The organism is Pseudomonas morbosilactucae, assembly GCF_023241665.1.
Lineage (GTDB): Bacteria > Pseudomonadota > Gammaproteobacteria > Pseudomonadales > Pseudomonadaceae > Aquipseudomonas > Aquipseudomonas morbosilactucae.
In genome coordinates, this window is the sequence record NZ_JALQCX010000011.1 from 477,554 (window position 1) to 497,613 (window position 20,060).

General features: G+C 63.5%; 13 protein-coding genes and 4 pseudogenes. 8 read left to right on the plus strand and 9 right to left on the minus strand.

The window, feature by feature from the left end; all coding sequences use genetic code 11:
• Positions 1–11 precede the first annotated feature (11 nt).
• The 9 genes and pseudogenes from M1B35_RS08855 to edd all read right to left on the minus strand — a co-directional run bounded on the left by M1B35_RS08855 (position 12) and on the right by edd (position 11,236).
• Positions 12–1,172: an ABC transporter ATP-binding protein gene (locus M1B35_RS08855; RefSeq protein WP_123328551.1), complete on the minus strand. Its 1,161-nt coding sequence runs from the start codon at positions 1,170–1,172 to the stop codon at positions 12–14.
• A gap of 3 nt (positions 1,173–1,175) precedes the next feature.
• Positions 1,176–2,021, minus strand: a complete 846-nt coding sequence (locus tag M1B35_RS08860) for a carbohydrate ABC transporter permease (RefSeq protein ID WP_123328552.1) — start codon at positions 2,019–2,021, stop codon at positions 1,176–1,178.
• Complete coding sequence (locus M1B35_RS08865; RefSeq protein ID WP_110748844.1) at positions 2,014–2,922, minus strand: carbohydrate ABC transporter permease; 909 nt, start codon at positions 2,920–2,922, stop codon at positions 2,014–2,016. Before M1B35_RS08865 ends, M1B35_RS08860 begins: the two co-directional genes overlap by 8 nt.
• Before the next feature lie 122 nt (positions 2,923–3,044).
• Positions 3,045–4,336, minus strand: a pseudogene (locus M1B35_RS08870) (ABC transporter substrate-binding protein).
• A gap of 116 nt (positions 4,337–4,452) precedes the next feature.
• Positions 4,453–5,712, minus strand: coding sequence for a D-mannose isomerase (locus M1B35_RS08875; protein WP_123328554.1), 1,260 nt, complete (start codon positions 5,710–5,712; stop codon positions 4,453–4,455).
• Positions 5,713–6,136: 424 nt separating this feature from the next.
• Positions 6,137–7,605: pseudogene (locus tag M1B35_RS08880) on the minus strand (ATP-binding protein).
• Positions 7,595–8,326: a response regulator gene (locus M1B35_RS08885; RefSeq protein ID WP_123328556.1), complete on the minus strand. Its 732-nt coding sequence runs from the start codon at positions 8,324–8,326 to the stop codon at positions 7,595–7,597. The pseudogene M1B35_RS08880 and the gene M1B35_RS08885 overlap by 11 nt, the downstream one beginning before the upstream one ends.
• A 130-nt stretch (positions 8,327–8,456) precedes the next feature.
• Positions 8,457–9,413 carry a glucokinase gene (locus tag M1B35_RS08890; RefSeq protein ID WP_268261713.1) on the minus strand — a complete coding sequence of 319 codons (957 nt, stop codon included), beginning with the start codon at positions 9,411–9,413 and terminating at the stop codon, positions 8,457–8,459.
• A complete protein-coding gene (edd, locus tag M1B35_RS08895; RefSeq protein ID WP_123328558.1) occupies positions 9,410–11,236 on the minus strand; it encodes a phosphogluconate dehydratase in 1,827 nt (608 codons plus the stop codon). The genes M1B35_RS08890 and edd overlap by 4 nt, the downstream gene beginning before the upstream one ends.
• A gap of 219 nt (positions 11,237–11,455) precedes the next feature.
• Here edd and gap point away from each other — a divergent pair.
• The 8 genes and pseudogenes from gap to M1B35_RS32185 all read left to right on the plus strand — a co-directional run.
• Positions 11,456–12,458 (plus strand): annotated as a pseudogene (gene gap, locus M1B35_RS08900) (type I glyceraldehyde-3-phosphate dehydrogenase).
• 25 nt (positions 12,459–12,483) lie between these two features.
• Positions 12,484–12,948, plus strand: coding sequence for a methylglyoxal synthase (locus M1B35_RS08905; RefSeq protein ID WP_123328560.1), 465 nt, complete (start codon positions 12,484–12,486; stop codon positions 12,946–12,948).
• Between the two features lie 74 nt (positions 12,949–13,022).
• Positions 13,023–13,541 (plus strand): RNA polymerase sigma factor, encoded by a 519-nt coding sequence (locus M1B35_RS08910; protein WP_123328561.1) that lies wholly within the window; start codon positions 13,023–13,025, stop codon positions 13,539–13,541.
• 119 nt (positions 13,542–13,660) lie between these two features.
• Positions 13,661–14,629, plus strand: coding sequence for a FecR family protein (locus tag M1B35_RS08915; protein WP_268261714.1), 969 nt, complete (start codon positions 13,661–13,663; stop codon positions 14,627–14,629).
• A gap of 119 nt (positions 14,630–14,748) precedes the next feature.
• Positions 14,749–17,355, plus strand: coding sequence for a TonB-dependent receptor (locus M1B35_RS08920; protein WP_268261715.1), 2,607 nt, complete (start codon positions 14,749–14,751; stop codon positions 17,353–17,355).
• 113 nt (positions 17,356–17,468) lie between these two features.
• Positions 17,469–18,077: a biliverdin-producing heme oxygenase gene (locus M1B35_RS08925; protein WP_268261716.1), complete on the plus strand. Its 609-nt coding sequence runs from the start codon at positions 17,469–17,471 to the stop codon at positions 18,075–18,077.
• Between the two features lie 118 nt (positions 18,078–18,195).
• Entirely contained in the window at positions 18,196–18,609 is a 414-nt protein-coding gene (locus M1B35_RS08930) for a YbaN family protein (protein WP_123328565.1), read from the plus strand.
• A 298-nt stretch (positions 18,610–18,907) separates the two neighbouring features.
• Positions 18,908–20,047: pseudogene (locus tag M1B35_RS32185) on the plus strand (methyl-accepting chemotaxis protein); the annotation flags it as partial.
• Positions 20,048–20,060 lie beyond the last annotated feature (13 nt).

The following is a 20,060-nucleotide window of genomic DNA, read 5'->3' on the forward strand; positions in this document are numbered from 1 at the left end:
CCACGGATTCATCAACGCCCCTTGAATTGCGCCACGTTGCCCGTTGCAGCCTGCGCCGCAGGCACGGCCGTAACCCCCAGGCGCTCGCCACTCTTGGCGTCGAACAGCAAGACCTTGGCCGGGTCGAATTGCAGGGTCAGGTTCTCCCCCACTTGCGGCGCCACGTCCGGCGCCAGGCGGCAGCAGACCTTGGTGCCATTGAGGTTGACGAACACCAGGGTGTCCGGACCGGTGGGCTCGGTGACCTGGACTTCGGCGCGCAGGGTCGGCAGGCCATTGGCTTCAGTGCCGGCCAGGCTGATCTGCTCCGGGCGGATGCCGAGGATCACTTCACGGTCTTCAAGCCCGGCGTCCTGCATGCCCAGGGGCAGCTCGCAGCGCGCCTGGCCACTGTCCAGCAAGGCCAGCAGGCGGCCGTCCTTGCGCTGCAGGCGCAACGGGATGAAGTTCATCGGCGGCGAACCGATAAAGCTCGCCACGAACAGGTTGGCCGGGTCGTTGTAGATCTGCTTGGGCGTGCCGAACTGTTGGATGATCCCGTCCTTCATCACCGCCACCTTGTCCCCCAGGGTCATGGCTTCGATCTGGTCATGGGTGACGTAGACCGTGGTGGTTTTCAGGCGCTGGTGCATCAGCTTCATTTCGGTGCGCATCTCGACCCGCAGCTTGGCATCGAGGTTGGACAGTGGTTCGTCGAACAGGTAGATCTTCGGCCGCCGCGCCAAGGCCCGGCCCATGGCCACACGCTGTTGCTGGCCGCCGGAAAGCTGGCCGGGCTTGCGCGTCAGCAAGTGTTCGATCTGCAGCAGCTTGGCCACCCGGGCCACTTCTTCGTCGATCTCGGCGGCAGGCATCTTGCGGATCTTCAGGCCGAAGGCGATGTTGTCGCGCACGCTCATGGTCGGGTACAGCGCGTAGGACTGGAACACCATGGCGATGTCACGGTCCTTGGGGCTCATGCCGCTGATGTCGGCATCGTCCACCAGGATCGCCCCACCGCTGATGTTCTCAAGGCCGGCGATGCAGTTCATCAAGGTCGATTTGCCGCAACCCGAGGGGCCGACCAGGATCAGGAATTCGCCGTCATCGATCTTCAGTTCGATGTTCTTCAGCGTGTCCGGCAAACCAGCGCCGTAGGTCTTGTTGACGTTGCGTAATTCGAGAGTTGCCATCTTTTACCCCTTGACCGCGCCGGACGTCAGCCCACGCAGGAAATACTTGCCAGCGAATATGTAGACCAGCAGTGTCGGCAGCCCGGCGATCATCGCCGCCGCCATATCAACGTTGTATTCCTTGGCCCCGGTGCTGGTGTTGACCAGGTTGTTCAGGGCCACGGTGATCGGTTGCGCGTCGCCGCTGGCAAACACCACGCCGAACAGGAAGTCGTTCCAGATCTGGGTGAACTGCCAGATCAGGCACACCATGACGATCGGCACCGACATCGGCAGCAGGATCTTGCCGAAGATGGTGAAGAACCCGGCACCGTCCAGGCGCGCGGCCTTGACCAGCGCATCGGGGATGCTCACGTAGTAGTTGCGGAAAAACAGCGTGGTGAAGGCCAGCCCGTAGACCACGTGCACCAGCACCAGGCCGGTGGTGGTGTTGGCCAGGCCGAACTTGCCGAGGGTGAATGAGGCCGGCAGCAGCACCGTCTGGAACGGCAGGAAGCAGCCGAACAGCAGCAGGCCGAAGAACAACTGCGAACCGCGGAAGCGCCACATCGACAGCACGTAGCCGTTCATCGCGCCGATAAAGGTCGAGATCAGCACCGCCGGCACGGTGATCTTCACCGAGTTCCAGAAGTAGCCACCCACGGTGTCCCAGGCCTTGAGCCAGCCGATGCCGTCGATCACGGTGGGCCAGCTCAGCAGGTTGCCGGTGCGGATATCTTCCGGGGTCTTGAAGCTGGTGAGCAGCATCACCACCAGCGGGATCAGGTACACCGCCGCTGCCAGCAGCAAGGTGGCGTAGATGGCGATGCGACTGAAATTGAGGGTCGGTTTGCCAATCGGGTTAGTCATGGCGCTTGCCTCGCAGCTCGGAGTACAGGTACGGCACGAGGATGGTCAGCACAGCGCCCAGCATCAGCATGGCGCTGGCCGAACCGATGCCCATCTGGCCACGGCTGAAGGTGAAGGAGTACATGAACATCGCCGGCAGATCGGAGGAGTAGCCCGGGCCACCTGCGGTCATCGCGGCCACCAGGTCGAAGCTCTTGATGGCGATGTGGGCGAGGATCATGAAGGCACTGAAAAACACCGGGCGCAGGCTCGGCAGTACGATCTTCAGGTAGATGGTCGGCAGGCTCGCACCGTCGACCTGGGCAGCGCGGATGATCGACTGATCCACCCCACGCAGGCCCGCCAGGAACATCGCCATGACAAACCCCGAGGCCTGCCACACCGCGGCGATCACCAGGCAGTAGACCACCCGATCCTGATCCACCAGCCAGTCCAGGCGGAAGCCTTCCCAGCCCCAGTCACGCAGCATTTTGTCCAGGCCCAGGCCAGGGTTGAGCAGCCATTTCCAGGCGGTACCGGTGACGATCATCGACAGCGCCATCGGGTACAGGTAGATGGTGCGGATGAAGCCTTCCTTGCGAATCCGCTGGTCCAGCAGCACCGCGAGGAACACCCCGAGCACCAGGCTGATACCGATGAACATGCCGCCGAACAGGGCGAGGTTCTTGCTCGCCACCCACCAGCGGTCGTTGTCCATCAAACGCATGTATTGCTGCAGGCCAACCCATTTGTAGGTCGGCATGAAGCTGGAATTGGTAAAGGACAGAATGAACGTCCAGATGATGTAACCGTAGAAACCCACCAGCACGATGAGCATGCTCGGCGCCAGCACCAACTTGGGGAGCCAGCGCTGCAGCGCATCGAACGGTGAAGCTTTGCTGAAAACCGCCACAGAGCTCATCGCAATAATCCAGTTAAAACGTAGGAACCGGCTTGCCGGCGAGGCAGGCGCTGCGGTGTGTCAGGCACACCGCGTCGCCCGCAAGCGGGCTCCTACAGAGGGTGAGGTGGACGAGCCGGGGATTACTGGGCGGCTTTGACGGCCGATGCCAGCTGCGCACTGGCCTTGGCCGGGTCCGCATCCTTGTCGTTCATGAAGTTGGTGACCACGTCGAAGATCGCGCCCTGCACAGCCAGGGAAGTGGCCATGTTGTGCGCCATGCTCGGTTGCAGGCCGCCGGTCTTCTCGTCAGCCAGGAAGTCCTTGGCTGCCGCTTGCGCGCAGGAATCGAAACCCAGGCCGCTCATGTCGTTAAGCATGTCGTGCGCACCGGGATCGAACCCTTGTTGATGCTGAAGACCTTCTGGAAGTCCTTGCCCAACGCCACTTTGGCCAGGTCCTGCTGAGCGGCGATATCGCCTTTGCGATCCGCTTTCAGCTTGAACACCGCCAGGGAGTCGATGTTGTAGGTGAAGGCTTTTTCGGTGCCCGGGAACGGTACGCATTGGTAGTCCTTGCCGGCGATTTTCTTCGCCGCGGTCCACTCGCTTTTGGCCCAGTCACCCATCATCTGCATGCCGGCCTTGCCGTTGATCACGTCGGCGGCGGCGATGTTCCAGTCACGCCCGGCACGGTTGGGGTCCATGTAGCCGGTGAGTTTTTTCAGCTCGGTGAAAGTCTTGGTCATCTCCGGGCCGGACAGGGTCTTCTGGTCCAGGTCGACCAGGGCCTTCTTGTAGCCATCGGCGCCCATGACCGAGAGCACCACGTCTTCGAACACGGTGCTGTCCTGCCATGGCTGGCCGCCGTGGGCCAGGGCGATAAAGCCGGCGGCCTTGAGCTTGTCACCGGCGGCATAGAATTCTTCGAGGGTGGTTGGGGCTTTATCAATCCCGGCTTTCTTGAACACTTCCGGGTTGATCCACAGCCAGTTGACCCGGTGGATATTCACCGGCACGGCCACGTAGTCGCCTTCGAACTTGACGGTGTCAGAGACTTTTTTCGACAGCAGCTCGTCCCACTTTTCGGACTTGGCGACGTCTTTCAGGGTGTCGGTGCTGAGCAAGCCAGTGCTGCCCCACTCCTGGATGTCCGGGCCTTTGATCTGGGCAACGCCCGGCGGGTTACCGGCCACGGCACGGCTTTTCAGCACGGTCATGGCAGTGGAGCCACCGCCACCGGCGACAGCGCCGTCCTTCCAGGTGAAGCCGTCTTTTTCGACTTGGGCCTTGAGCACATCGACCGCTGCTTTTTCGCCACCCGACGTCCACCAATGCACGACTTCCACAGAACCTTTGGAATCGGCGGCAAGCGCATTCAGGGGAAACAATGAGGCGAGGGAAATGACAGTGGCGAGGCGAGAAATCGCATTCATCTGAAGTACCTTTCTTGTTGTTATGCATGCAAGTCTGGTGCTTGCGCTGCACAGGAGTTTAAACAGGGTAGTCGAGCCGACAGGTAACGAAGCGACGGACAAATGTCACCACATGGTTACATAAGCCGCGAGTTAGAGCCTTCGGCCAATGCCGAGGCCATGCTCGGTGCCAACGGCAACCGCGGAATCAGCACCGCCTGCCAGGCGTGATAAAGGTCGGGCTTGCCTGCCCAGATCTCGGCGCTGGGGCGATTGTCCAGGCCCAGTTCGTGATGCCAGCTGCCGTCGACCCGGTCGATGAAATGGGCCTCGCAAAACTCCCAGAAGCACCGGTACCAGGTTTCGTATTGGGGGTCGCCGGTGCGTTTGAGCAAGGCACTGGCGGCGGCGCTGGCTTCGGCATGAGTCCAGTGCAGGCGCTGGCGGACCACGGGCCGGTTGTGCCAGTCCAGGGTGTAGACGATGCCCGGGGCACCGTCCGCGTTCCAGCCGTGGCGCACATTGCTGGCAAACAACTGCTGGGCATCGGACAGCAGCCAGCCCGGGGTCAGCATGCCCGCCTGCCCTCGCGCAGCCTCTAGGTGCAAGAGCAGGCGGGCCCATTCAAAACCGTGACCTGGGGTGGTGCCGAAGGGACGAAAGCCGTCGGCGGGACAGGCCTGGTTGTAGTCCCGCAGGGGCTGCCAGGCCAGGTCGAAATGCTCGACCACCATAAAATCGTTGGCCGCGGCGTGGTGGTGGATCACCCGTTCGACGATGCGCAGGGCGCGGTTGAGCCAGCGCGGGTCCTGGCTGACATCGGCCAGGGCGAGAAAGGCTTCGGTGGCGTGCATGTTGCTGTTGGCGCCACGATAGGCTTCCTCTTCACTCCAGTCGCGGTTGAAGGATTCGCGCAGCGCACCCTCCTCTTCACTCCAAAAGTGCGCCTCGATGACCCCCATGGCCTCTTCAAGCAAAGCCTGGGCACCCGGGCGCCCGGCGACCACCGCGGAGCTGGCAGCCAGGGCAACGAAGGCATGCAGATAGGCGGCCTTGCCGGTGTTGCCATCACGGTGCCCGGCACAGGCGAACCAGCCGCGATGTTCAGCGTCCCGCAGCGGCCCGGCCAGGGCCGCAATCCCGTGGTCAACCAAGTCGGCGTAGCCCGGCAGCCCCTGGATATGGGCCATGGCAAAGCTGTGGGTCATGCGCGCGGTGTTCATGGTTTCGGCGCGGGCATCAGCGGGCAAGCGGCCCTGGGCGTCCAGATTGCCGAAGCCTTCGGCCAGCCGCGAAGCCTTGGCGAAATCCAGCAGGCGCAAGCCTTCAGCGGCGAGCCAGGAATGGTGTGCAGGCGCGTTCAGCCAACGGCTGAACGGCTGGGAGGAAGAGTCCATGGGTGACCTGTTGTTGTTTTTATCGAAGGCCTGAGTCTAATCAAGCTATCGCCCGCAGCAGGTAACGAAGGACACAGGAAATGTCACCAACCCGTGACATTCCCCTGCCCGCCTCTGTAGGAGCCGACTTGCCGGCGATGACACCCGTAAGGGCGATGTCGCTCTCGCGGTCGAATCGCTGGCAAGCCAGCTCCTACAAAAGCCATGCCCCACAAAACCTGTAGGAGCCGGCTTGCCGGCGATGACGCCCGTGAGGGCGATGGCGGTCTGGCGGCCGAATCGCTGGCAAGCCAGCTCCTACAAAGGTCATGCCCCACAAAACCTGTAGGAGCCGGCTTGCTGGCGATGACGCCCGTGAGGGCAATGGCGTTCTGGAGGCCGAATCGCTGGTAAGCCAGCGCCTACAAGCGCCGATGCCGCCTGATCAATCAAAGGTCCGTGGCAGGTACAAGGTCACGCGCAGGCCACCTTCGCGCAGGTTCTGCAGGCTGACTTCGCCGCCGTGGCTGTGGGCGATGTTGCGGGCGATGCCCAGGCCCAGGCCGTAGCCTTGCTGATGGCCCGCCAGGCGGAAGTGCGGTTCGAAAACTTGCTCCAGGCGCTGTTGCGGCACGCCGGGGCCTTCATCATCAACGTGCAGGACAAAACCGTTGTCGTCGTCCTCGATGTACAGGTGGGCGTTCTGCCCGTACTTCAGGGCGTTGTCGATCAGGTTGCCCATGCAGCGCTTGAGCGCCAGGGGCTTGCCCGGGTAACCGGCCAGCGCCCGGCCTTCCTGAGTGACCCGACCATTGCCGTTGGGGGCCAGGTAAGGCTCCACCAGGCAATCGATCACCTGGTTCAGGTCCACAGATTCGATGTTCTCGTGGATGTCCGTGTCCTTGACGCACTGCAGCGCGCCCTTGACCAGCAACTCCAACTCATCCAGTCGCGACCGAACTTGGTTTGCAGCCGTTCGTCCTCCAGCAACTCGACCCGCAAGCGCAGGCGGGTGATGGGAGTACGCAGGTCGTGGGAGATGGCACTGAACAACTGGCTACGTTCGGTCAGGTAGCGGCTGATGCGCTCACGCATGGCGTTGAACGCACGCCCCACTTCCACCACTTCGCTGCCGCCGCCTTCGGCCACCGGCTCCACATCGGCGCCCAGGGACATGTCCCGCGCGGCCCGCGCCAGGCGCTTGAGGGGCCGGCTTTGCCAGTGCACCAATAGGCCGATAAACAGCAACAGAAAGGCACTGGTCAGCAGGATGAACCACACCTGCTGCGCCGGCAGGCCTTGCTCTTCAAGGCTGGTGTAGGGCTCCGGCAACAGCGAGGCGATGTACAGCCACTCCCCCGGCGCCATCTGGATCTGGGTCACCAGCACCGGCGGATTGACCGGTTCCAGGGTCAGGGCGTAGTGAGCCCAGGAACGCGGCAACTCATCGAGCTTGAGACCGCCGTTGAAGATGCGCAGGTCATCGGGGCTGACAAAGGTCACCGAGAGGTCGGCGTCACTGCCCAGGGACTGGCGCAGCACTTGGTCCACCGCTCGCAGCACCGCTTCCTTGCGCGGCGTCGAGGGCAGCACCTGCATGCCCAGGGGCTTGTCGTTGAGGGTCACGACGAACCGGGTGCCGCCCATGCTGCGCAGCTGGTCCAGGACCAAGGGCCGATAGGCCACGGGCAGGGAACGCAAGTAACTGACGCTGGCGGTCATCGAATGGGCCAGGCTGCGGGCGCTGGTGACCAGGCCTTCGAGCTGGGTAGCGCGCAATTGAGAGACCCAGATCACACTCGACAAGGCCTGGGCGAACAGCACCGCCAGCAGGGTCAATAACAGCATCCGGCCGAGCAGCGAACGCGGTACTGGCACCCGCCGTAGCCAACGAGCGAAGTGTTCAGTGGCCATGGCTGGCAACCACACTGGCTGCCAATTGATAACCGCTGCCGCGCACGGTGCGAATCAGTCGCGGCGGTTTTTCGGTGTCACGCAGGCGCTGACGCAGGCGGCTGACCGCCATGTCGACGATGCGATCCAGGGGCATCAGATCGCGACCACGGGTCGCGTTGCCGATGGTGTCGCGGTCGAGGATTTCCTGGGGATGATCGAGAAACAGCTTGAGCAGGGCGAAGTCGGCACCGGAGAGAATCACCTCCTCGCCGTCGTTGTGAAACAGCCGGTGGCTGATCATGTCCAGCCGCCAGTCGTCGAAGCACAGCACCTCGCCGCTGCTGCGTTCCTGGGCGAACTGGGCACGACGCAACAAGGCCTTGATCCGCGCCTGCAACTCCCGGGGGCTGAAGGGCTTGCCCAGGTAGTCATCGGCCCCCAACTCCAGGCCGACGATACGGTCGGCCTCATCGGAGCTGGCGGTGAGCATGATAATCGGCACCTGGTTATGGCGCGGGTGCTGACGCACCCAGCGGCACAGGCTGAAGCCGTCTTCATCGGGCAACATCACATCGAGAATCACCAGGTCGCTGCTGGCCTCATTCAGAGCCTGGCGAAAGCCGGCACCGTCGGGCGTGCTGCGCACCTGGAAACCGCAACGGCTGAGGTACGTCTCCAGCAGCTCGCGAATTTCCTGATCATCGTCAACCAACAAAATCGACTTACTGACAGAGCTCATGTGGGCCGTCCTTGTTGTTATGGATGGAGCGCGATTATGCCCGAGGAAATGTGGATTGATGTGGTTGGCAAGGAGGAGCATCGCCAGCAAGCCAACTCCCGCAGGAGCTGGCTTGCCAGCGATCAGGGGATCAGCCCTGCGCCTGCTCCAGGGCCACACCGGCACCGGTCAGCCCGGAGTACGGCGCAGTCACCAGCCACACGGGAATGCCCTTGAAGTAATCACTCATGCAGCCCTTGTCGGCAAAGCACCGGGCAAAGCCGCTCTGGATGAAAAAGTCGGCAAAGCGCGGAATCACCCCACCGACGATGTACACCCCGCCACGCCCGCCGGTGGTCAGCACGTTGTTGCCGGCCACACGCCCCAGCCAGCAACTGAACTGCTCCAGCACTTCCCGGGCAATCGGGTCGCCGGCCAGGCCCGCGGCGGTGATCGCCTCGGGGGTGTCCAGCACCGGCACATGCCCGTCCACCGCGCAGATCGCCCGATAAACACGGGGCAGGCCGCCGCCGCTCAAGGCCGTCTCGGCACTGACGTGGCCGATTTCACTGTGGATGTGCTGCCAAAGTTGGGTTTCCCGTGGGCTGCTCAGTGGCAGGTCGACGTGGCCACCCTCCCCGGGCAAGGCCACCCAGCGCCCCTCGCCCAGATCGAGCAAGGTGCCGACCCCCAGCCCGGTGCCTGGGCCAATCACCACAGCCGGGCGCAACGGCTCGGCAACGCCTTCGCAGACCACGCGGAATTCATCAGGCTGCAAGCGGGTCATGCCCAGGGCCATGGCCGAGAAGTCGTTGACCAGCAACAGCCGCTCCACCTGCAAGGTCTGGCAGAAGGCCTTGCGGCTCAGGCGCCAGTGGTTGTTGGTGAAGCGAAACTCATCCCCGCTGACCGGCCCCGCCACCGACAGGCACACCGAACCAATGGCCCCGGGCGCCAGGCCCAGGTCCTTGAGGTAAGCGGTGATCGCCGCTTCGGGGTTCGGGTAATCCGCCGTGGCATGAACCTGGATCGAATCCAGTTGCTGGTCTTTCCACAACGCAAACCGCGCGTTGGTTCCTCCGATATCACCGACCAGGGCCAGTTTCACTTGAGCGTCTCCAGGGCAGAAGTAAAGGCGCTGGCGCCCTGCTCCGCCGAGCTGAAGGCCATGCGCATAAAGGCGAAGAGTTCGCGGCCGGTGCCCACGTTATTGCCCAAGAGGCCCTTGGCCGGCTCGCGGGCCGCAAATTCATCGGCGTCCACCTTAAGCTCCAGGGTGCCCTTGACGCCATCCACACGGATGATGTCGCCGTCCAGCACCCGGGCCAGCGCACCACCCATCTGGGCTTCGGGGCTGACGTGGATGGCCGCCGGGATCTTGCCCGACGCACCGGACATGCGTCCGTCAGTGACCAGCGCCACCTTGAAGCCGCGGTCCTGCAGCACGCCGAGGAACGGCGTCATCTTGTGCAGCTCGGGCATGCCATTGGAGCGCGGGCCCTGGAAGCGCATCACCGCGACAAAGTCCTTTTCCAGCTCGCCGGCCTTGAACGCATCGGCCAGGTCTTGCTGGTCCTGGAACACCACCGCCGGAGCTTCGACGACCTGGTGTTCCGGGGCCACGGCAGAGACTTTCATCACCCCTCGACCGAGGTTGCCTTCCATCACCCGCAGGCCGCCCTCAGGCGAGAACGCACGGGCCACCGGACGCAGAATGTTTTCGTCGAGGCTCTCGATCGGGCCATCGCGCCACACCAGCTTGCCGTTCTCCAGGAACGGCTCCTGGGTGTAACGGCTCAGGCCGCGACCGGCCACGGTGTTGACGTCTTCGTGAAGCAGGCCGGCTTCCAGCAGTTCGCGAATCAGGAACGACATGCCCCCGGCCGCCTGGAAGTGGTTGATGTCCGCCTTGCCGTTCGGATAGACGTGGGACAGGGTCGGCACCACCTCGGAAAGGTCGGCCATGTCCTGCCAAGTCAGTTGGATACCCGCCGCCTGGGCGATGGCCGGCATATGCAGGGTGTGGTTGGTGGAACCGCCGGTGGCGTGCAAGGCCACGATGGAATTGACCAGGGAACGCTCGTCGACGATCTCACCGATCGGGGTGAAGTTGCCGCTCTGCTTGGTCAGGCGCGTGACCTGCTGCGCGGCTTCGTAAGTCAGCGCATCACGCAGCGGCGTGTTGGGGTTGACGAACGAGGCGCCCGGCAAGTGCAGGCCCATGACTTCCATCAGCAACTGGTTGGTGTTGGCGGTGCCGTAGAAGGTGCAGGTGCCCGGGCTGTGGTAGGACTTCATTTCCGACTCCAGCAGCTCTTCGCGGCTGGCCTTGCCCTCGGCGTAACGCTGACGCACATCGGCTTTCTGCTTGTTGGAGATGCCCGAGACCATCGGCCCACCCGGCACAAAGACCATCGGCAAATGACCAAAGCGCAGGGCACCCATCATCAGGCCCGGAACGATCTTGTCGCAGATACCGAGCATCAGCGCCGCGTCGAACATGTTGTGGGACAGCGCCACCGCCGTGGACAGGGCGATCACTTCACGGCTCGGCAGGCTCAACTCCATGCCGGCCTCGCCTTGGGTCACGCCGTCGCACATGGCGGGCGTGCCACCGGCGAACTGGCCGACGGAGCCGATCTCGCGCAGGGCCTTTTTGATCTGTTCCGGAAAATGCTCGTAAGGCTGATGCGCCGAGAGCATGTCGTTATATGACGAAACAATTGCCACGTTGGCGGCATTCATCATGCGCAGGCTGTTTTTATCTTCAGTGCCGCAACCGGCCACGCCGTGGGCGAAGTTCGCACACTGCAGCTTGCCCCGTTGCGGGCCGTCGCTGGCGGCGCCACGAATCAGGGCGAGGTAGGCCTCGCGAGTGGTGCGACTACGGGCGACAAGCCGTTCGGTGACCTCAAGAACGCGGGGATGCATGTGTAGAACTCCAGGCTAACGGATGTGGCGACCTGTTTGTCTATGCTGATCAAAACACCGCTGCAGTGGGATGGCAGCCGTTTTCTTGACCATTTGGACCAGTTGATTCAGGTCACTCGTTGTAGATAAAACAAAATATTGCCACTAAAAAGGCTTGTTTTCTATTTTTATGCGAATAATCTTGTAATTCCAACAACAAAACACGACAGGCGTTTGTTTATGACTCTTCGAATCGCAATCAATGGTTTTGGCCGTATCGGCCGTAACGTCCTGCGCGCACTTTATACCCAAGGCTATCGCCAGGACCTGCAGATCGTCGCCATCAACGATCTGGGCGACAGCTCGATCAATGCCCACCTGCTCAAATACGACACCGTCCACGGCACCTTCGATGCCGACGTCCAGCACGATCAGGAAAGCCTGACCGTCAACGGCGACCGTATCGCCGTCAGCGCCATTCGCAATCCGGCCGAATTGCCTTGGGCCGCCGAAAAGATTGACGTGGTCTTCGAATGCACCGGTCTGTTCACCGACCGTGCCAAGCGCCGCGCATATTACCGCCGGCGCCCGCAAAGTGATTATCTCGGCCCCGGCCAAAGGCGCCGACGCCACCGTGGTCTATGGCGTCAACCACGACATTCTGCGCCAGTCGCACCAGGTTATTTCCAACGCTTCGTGCACCACCAACTGCCTGGCACCGGTGGCCCAGGTGCTGCACCGCGAGCTGGGCATCGAAAGCGGCCTGATGACCACCATCCACGCTTACACCAACGACCAGAACCTCACTGACGTCTACCACACCGACCCGTACCGCGCGCGTTCGGCCACCCAGAACATGATCCCGAGCAAGACCGGCGCCGCTGAAGCCGTGGGCCTGGTGCTGCCGGAACTGGCGGGCAAGTTGACCGGCATGGCCGTGCGCGTTCCAGTGATCAACGTGTCCCTGGTGGACCTGACCGTGCAACTCAAGCGCGACACCACCGCCGAAGAGGTCAACGCCCTGCTCAAGGACGCGGCCCAGCACTCGAAGATCCTCGGCTACAACACCCTGCCGCTGGTCTCCAGCGACTTCAACCACAACCCGCTGTCGTCGATCTTCGACGCCAACCACACCAAAGTCAGCGGCGGTAAGCTGCTCAAGGTCCTGGCCTGGTACGACAACGAGTGGGGCTTCTCCAACCGCATGCTGGATAACTGCCTGGCGCTGTGCAACGCCGAGTAAGGGGCCACTTGTGGAACAGCAACCGATGATCGGGATCAGCTTCACGGAAAAGACCATGGCGGCGCGCAAGCGCATCGCCTTGGTCGCCCACGACCACTGCAAGGTATTTCTGCTGGGCTGGGCCGAGCGGCACAAGGCCCAGCTCGCCGAGCACGACCTGGTTGCCACCGGCACCACCGGCCTGCTGCTGAGCACGCGCCTGGGGCTGCCGGTGGAGAGCATGATCAGCGGCCCCCTGGGCGGTGACCAACAGTTGGGCGCACAGATTGCCGAGCAGAAAGTCGACATGCTGGTGTTCTTCTGGGACCCCTTCGAGCCCCAGCCCCACGACCCGGATATCAAGGCCCTGCTCAGGGTCGCGGCGGTGTGGAATATCCCGGTGGCCTGCAACGAATGCAGCGCCGACTACCTGCTCAGCAGCCCGCTGATGAGCCAGGCCCACAGCCATCGAATTCCCGACTACCAGGCCTACCTCGCCGCCCGACGCTGATTCACATCGGGCTTGACCAAGTGCGCAGATGATAAGCATTATCATCTGCTGGAAAAATTGGATCAGGCCCTGCTGTGAGTCAATCTCGCTTCAATCATGTCTTTCTCACCCAACGAATCTCCCTGCTGCGTACCCTGGAGCGGATGGTCAACAACCACAGCACCGCCGAGGACCTGCTGCAGGAAACCTACCTGCGCGTGACCCGGGCCTTGAGCGAGCGCCCGATCGATCATTTGGAACCCTTCGTCTTCCAGACCGCCCGCAACCTGGCCCTGGATCACCTGCGGGCACGGCGCATTCAGGCCCGCACACTGCTGGACGATGTGCCGCTGGATGTCGTGGAAAACGTCGCCGCCCCCACCAGCAGTGCCGAAGACGCGGCCCACGCCGAACAGCTGCTCGAGCGCCTGAACATCAGCCTCAACCAGCTCAGCACGCGCCAGCAGCGGATTTTCATCCTCAGCCGCCTGCACGGCCAGAGCTACCAGGAGATCGCCGATCAACTGAGCGTGTCCCCCAGCACCGTGCAAAAGGAACTCAAGCTGATCATGGCCATCTGCATGGGTGTCGCCGAACGCTTGAACGAGTATTGAGCCCCTACGCCGGCCGGCATCGGGATCACCCGCCAGGGCCAGCCCTTTGCTACCCTTTCAGCGGTTTTCGCCTTTCTTCTAAAAAAACAGCTGTGCACACACGCAGCCAAGGAACACCCGTGACGGATATTCACCGCTCTCAGCCGCCCCACCCGGCCGGGAACACATCAAGCAACCTTGCCATGGATCAGGCGCTGGATTGGCTGATCAAGCTGGAGAACCCGAGCGCGGAACACACCCGGCAGTTCGAGGACTGGCTGGCCGCCTCGCCGCTCAACGCTCCGGCCTTTGCCAAGGCCGAGGCGATCTGGAATGGCGCCGTGGTGCAGCAGGCCGCCGGTCACCTCAATGCCCGGCGCCGGGCCCGCCCACTGGCACGCTTGCGACCGCACTGGAAACCCCTGGCCACCGCCGCGGTGCTGATCCTCGGCCTGTTCAGCTTCAGCAACCTGCCCTTGCGACTGCAGGCCGACCACCTGACCCAGGTCGGTGAACGCCAACGCCTGCAGCTGGCGGACGGATCGAAAGTGCTGCTCAACACCAATTCGGCGTTCTCCAGCCACATCGACGAAGGCCAACGGGTGGCACGGCTGTACCAGGGCGAGGCGTTTTTCGAGGTCCCGGGCGATCGCGAGCAACCCCTGGAACTGGAAGCCGGCCCGGTCAAGGCCAGCGTGCGCGACACCAGCTTCGCCGTGCGCTACCTGGACGGCGTGGCCCAGGTCCAGGTGCAGCGTGGCGATGTCGACCTGCGCGCCGCCCATAACGATGCCCGGGTGCGTCTGTCCGCCGGGGAAAGCATCCGCGTCGGCCCCAATGGTTTCGACCGCCCGGCCAAACTCGACCAGAACACCGACCTGGCGTGGGTCCAGGGCCGACTGGTGTTCGAGAACTGCCCGATGAGCCAGGTCCTGGCTGAACTGGAGCGCTACTACCCCGGCTGGATCGTCAACAACAACCCGCGCCTGGCCCAGGTTGCGGTCACCGGCAACTACCGCCTCGACCAGCCCCTGGACGTGGTGCGCTCCCTCGCCCAGATCACCTCGGCACGGGTTTCGGAGTACCCGGCACTGGTGATTCTCAACTGAGAATAATTATTTTTACGCGATAGCCGAGGGTCAGACGTCTCGTTATAGCCAATGCAATTGATTCGCATTTTTAATGCGAGCCTGCACCTATAAGATTCGTGCGACCCGGAGCGCTATCGATGTCCCTTCGCCTCAACAGCCGATCCACCTTCCCTGCCTCGCGCCTGCAACACAGCACGCTGTCGTTGCTGACCGCCGCCATCCTGCTGGCCGGAGCCCACGCCGCGCCGGTCCTGGCCGCCGAGGCGCCAGCCCCGTCCAGGCACAGCATGGGCGATTACCGCTTTGCAATTGAACAGCAGCCGCTGGTCTCGGCGCTCAACGCCTTTACCGCGGTCACCGGCTGGCAAGTGGGCCTGCCGGCCGAACTGGGCACAGGCGTCACCTCCCCCGGCGTGCGCGGTTCGCTGAGCGCGGAGAAAGCCCTGGATCGCCTGTTGGTCGGCACCAACCTGAGCTACCGCAAGCTGGGCAGCAACAACATCGTCCTGGAAAAACGCAGCACCGCCGACGTGGTGAACCTGCAACAGATGACCATCAGCGCCACCCGCCAGGAGCAGGACGTGACCACGGTCCCCAGCACCGTCAGCGTCCAGGAGCGGCGTGAACTGGACCGGCAGAACGTCAACAACATCAAGGAACTGACCCGCTATGAGCCGGGGGTTTCGGTGGGCGGCGCCGGCCTGCGCGGCGGCGGTATCAGCGGCTACAACATTCGCGGCATCGACGGCGACCGGATCCTCACTCAGGTCGACGGCGTCGAGGTGCCCAACAGCTTCTTCAACGGCCCCTACGCCGAGACCCATCGCAACTACGTCGACCCGGAAATCATCAAGCGCGTGGAAATCCTCCGTGGCCCGGCCTCGGCGCTCTACGGCAGCAACGCCATTGGTGGCGCCGTGAGCTACTTCACCCTCGACCCGGACGACATCATCAAGCCCGGCCAGGACGTCGGTGCCCGCCTGAAGACCGGCTACAGCTCGGCCAACAACAGCTGGCTGACCTCCGCCACCGTTGCCGGGCGCCAGGATCAGTTCGACGGCCTGCTGCACCTGAGCCAGCGCAACGGGCGCGAAACCGAATCCTACGGCAGCACCGGCGGCACCGGCCTGGACCGCACCGAAGCCAACCCGGAAACCGTGCGCACCACCAACGTGCTGGCCAAGCTGGGCTGGAACTATAACGACGACTCGCGCCTGGGCCTGACCTACGAGCGCTACAAGGATGACCGCGACAGCAACCAGCGCAGCGTGGTCGGCGGGATGTTCTTCAACGGCGTGGGCACCAACTGGTATCGCGCCCGCACCGCCAACGACACCATCACCCGCGAGCGCTTCGGCCTGGAACACAGCTTTGCCCTGGACAGCCTGCTGGCGGACCGGCTCAAGTGGAGCCTGAACTACCAGACCGCCAAGACCGACCAGCACGCCGATGAGATCTACCAGGTTGGGCGTCGCGTGGCCCGTACCCGCGACACCCTCTATCAGGAAAAACAGTGGGTCTTCGACGCTCAGTTGGACAAGGCCTTTACCATCGCCGACACCGACCACTTGCTGACCTACGGCACCACCCTCAAGCAACAGAAAGTGACCGGCTACCGCTACGGCACCGCGACCTGCCTGAACGTGGCCGGCACCTGCACCGCGATCGGCGCGCCCAGCGGCACAGCCTCGGACAGCATCGCCAAATCCAGCGACTTCCCGGACCCGACCATCAACACCTACGCGCTGTTCGTGCAGGACCAGATCCACTGGAACGACTGGACCTTCCTGCCCAGCCTGCGCTACGACTACACCCAGCTCAAACCCCACGTGACCGATGAGTTCATCAACACCATCAGGACCGCCGGGGGCACCGCTGCCGAGATCGATGACAGCGAAAAAACCTGGCATCGCCTGTCGCCCAAGTTCGGCCTGACCTACGCCCTGACTGACCAATACACCTGGTACGGCCAGTACGCCGAAGGCTTCCGCACGCCGACCGCCAAGGCCTTGTACGGCCGCTTCGAGAACCCGGGTGCGGGGTATTCGGTAGAGCCCAATCCGGACCTGAAACCGGAGAAGAGCAAAAGCTGGGAGACCGGCCTGCGGGGTAACTTCGAGCACGGCAACTTCGATGTGGCGGTGTTCTATAACAAGTACCGCGACTTCATTAACGAAGACGCCATTGCCCCCGGCTACAGCCAGGTCAAGTTCCAATCCGAGAACATCAAGCACGCCACCATCAAGGGCGCGGAAGTCAAAGGCCGTCTCAATCTGGATGCCCTGGGCGCCGCCCCCGGTCTCTACACCCAAGGCTCGGTGGCCTATGCCTACGGCCGCAACGACGACAGCGGCCAGCCGCTCAACAGCGTCAACCCGCTCAAGGGCGTGTTTGGCCTGGGCTACGAGCAGGACACCTACGGCGCCTTGCTGAGCTGGACCCTGGTCAAGCGCAAGGACCGGGTCGACGACAGCTCATTCAAGGCCCCGGACGGCCTGGTCAGCAGCAGCCAGTTCAAGACCCCGGGCTTCGGCATCCTCGACCTGAGCGGCTACTACAAGGTCACCGACGACGTCACCGTCAACGCCGGTCTCTACAACCTGACTGACAAGAAGTACTGGAACTGGGACGACGTGCGCGGCTACGACGGCGTCGGCGAGGCCGGTGTGCTCAACCCGGCCAACCTCGACCGCCTCACCGCCCCGGGGCGTAACGTCTCGGTCAACCTGATCTGGGATATCTGACCCCGCTCCCGTCCACGGCTCCCTACCCTGGGAGCCGCGGATGTTTTTTTACGGTGCCAGGCGCCGTTATTCGTCTAGTCACTTATGTGCCGCTCATTCCCCAGGACTTGTTCATGACCACCCAGGACTCCCCGCAACGCGCCACCCTGCGCTCTCAGCGCTTGAACCAGATCACCCACGAACCCCACGCCAAGCTTGATGCCCTGGTCAAGGCCCACGCGCCCTTCGAGACGCGCAGCAGCTTCGCCCGTTTCGTCGTCGCCCAATACCTGTTCCAGTCGGAATTGGTGGGGCTGTACAACGACCCGAAATTGATTGCCCTGGTGCCGGACCTGGCCGCTCGCTGCCGGGCCGATGCCGCCAAGGCCGACCTGGCCGACCTCGACACCGCCGTCCCTGCACCCGTACCCGGCGCAGTGCACAACCCGAGCCGGGCCGAAGCCCTGGGCTGGCTGTTCGTCTCCGAAGGCTCCAAGCTCGGCGCCGCCTTCCTGATCAAACGGGCCGTGGGCCTGGGCCTGAGTGACAGCTTCGGGGCCCGGCACCTGGGCGAACCGGCCGGCGGTCGCGCCGAAGGCTGGAAGCAGTTCGTCAGGACCCTCGATGGCCTGACCTTCAGCGCCGAAGAAGAGGCCGCCGCCGACCAGGGCGCCCTGGATGCCTTTAACCGCTTTACCGTGTTGCTCGAACAGGCTTACGCCGACACCGCCGAACTGGCATAAACCGTCGATCGCGGGCAAGCTGGCCACCTGGCCGCGAGCTTGCCCGCACGGGCCACTGATCGGACCGCCGCGTCATCAGGATTGAGCGCTCCCCGCTCGACACCTCATCATCGAAGCCATGACCCCTACACCTCGCCCCCGCTCCCGACTCTCGCGCCTGCTGTTCGCCCTGCTGGCCTACACCAGCCTGGCCATCGGCCTGGTCGCTATCGTCGTGCCCGGGCTGCCGACCACCGAGTTCATCCTCCTGGCCGCCTGGGCCGCCACCAAGAGTTCGCCCCGGCTCAGCGCCTGGCTGGAACAGCACCGGCTGTTCGGCCCGATTCTCAACAACTGGCGCAATGGCCGGATCATCCAGCGCCGCGCCAAGGTCAGTGCCACCCTGAGCATGCTGCTGTGCGCCGGCCTGATGCTGACCCTGCTCACCCACCATTGGACGATGTACCTGGCCATCGCCGGCATGGCCCTGGGCAACCTGTGGATCTGGTCACGACCGGAACGCCTGCCCTCCCTCGCCCCGGGTGATGCCTAGACACGGGGCCCGCCTGTTGCCGTCTATGACCGCTCGTCGGCTGCGTCTCACACAACGGCCGGCCAAGCCGATGTTCGAGGGATAGCGCTGAATGGACTTGGCGACCGGAGCCTCCCCCGGCTCCCCGATTGCCCGTCCATTCGCGAGTTTGCCCCCTATGTTCGACGCCCTGTCCATTCGCCTGAAAATCGTTCTGTTGTCCGGCCTCTGCCTGCTCGGCGTGGTGGGCCTGATCGTCGGCATGAACCTCTACCAGACCCAGCAGAACAACCAACTGATCAGCACCTCCAGCAGCCGCATGCTCACCGACAGTGTGGAAAACCTGTTGCAGGCCCGGGCTGCCGAACAGGCGGTGAACCTGCAAAAGACTTTCGGCGCCAACCTGCTGGTGATCACCGCCCTGGCCGACCAGGCCAATGACCTGCGACGCCTGGCCGGCCGGCGTGGGCTGGACGCCGCGGCCCTGCGTGAAGAACTCAACCAGAGCCTGAAGACCGCCTTCGAACGCAACCCCAAGGTGCTGGGCATCTGGCTGGCCTACGAACCCAACGCCCTGGACGGCAAGGACAGCGAGTTCACCCAGGATGCCACCCGCGGCGCCAACGAAGCCGGACGCTTTGCCAGTTACTGGAGCCGCGCCGGCGGCACCGGGCTGAACACGGTGATGCTGGAAACGGACCTGAACAAGACCAGCCTGAGCCTCAGCGGCACCCCCTACAACAGCTGGTACACCTGCCCCCGGGACAGCAAGCGCACCTGCCTGCTGGACCCGTATGCCGACACCGTGGGCGGCAAGCTGATGCTGATGACCACCATTTCCCTGCCGCTGCTGGCGAACGGCAAGGTCATCGGAGTGATCGGCGTGGACATCGCCCTCGACTCCCTGCAAGCCGCGGCCAGCGAGGCCCAGCGCGGCCTGTTCAACGGCGCCGGGCGGATGTTGATCGTCTCTGGCAGCGGCGTGCTTGCCGCCTACAGTGGCGATACGGCGCAGGTCGGCAAAGGCATTGCCGAAACCCTGGGCGCCGAAGGCAAAGAGGTGTTGCAGTCCCTCGGCAGCCCGACAGCGAAAACCCTCAAGCAGGGTGAACTGATCCGCGCGGTCTACCCGGTCAGCCCGATCCCCGACGCCAATCCCTGGGGCGTGGCCATCGACCTGCCGCAACAGGTGCTGCTGGCCGATTCGGTGAAGCTCCAGGCCCTGCTCGACCGGGAGCAAACCAGCGGCACCCTCAAGGCCTTGCTGGTGGCCGTCGGCGCCGGCCTGATCGGCCTGTTGTTGATCTGGCTCACGGCGTCCGGGGTGACTCGGCCGATCAACAGCGTGGCGCAGATGCTCAAGGCCATCGCCAGCGGCGACGGCGACCTGACCCAACGCCTGCAGTACAACAAGAGCGATGAGCTGGGGGCCTTGGTACAGGCCTTCAACCAGTTCCTCGACAAGCTGCAAC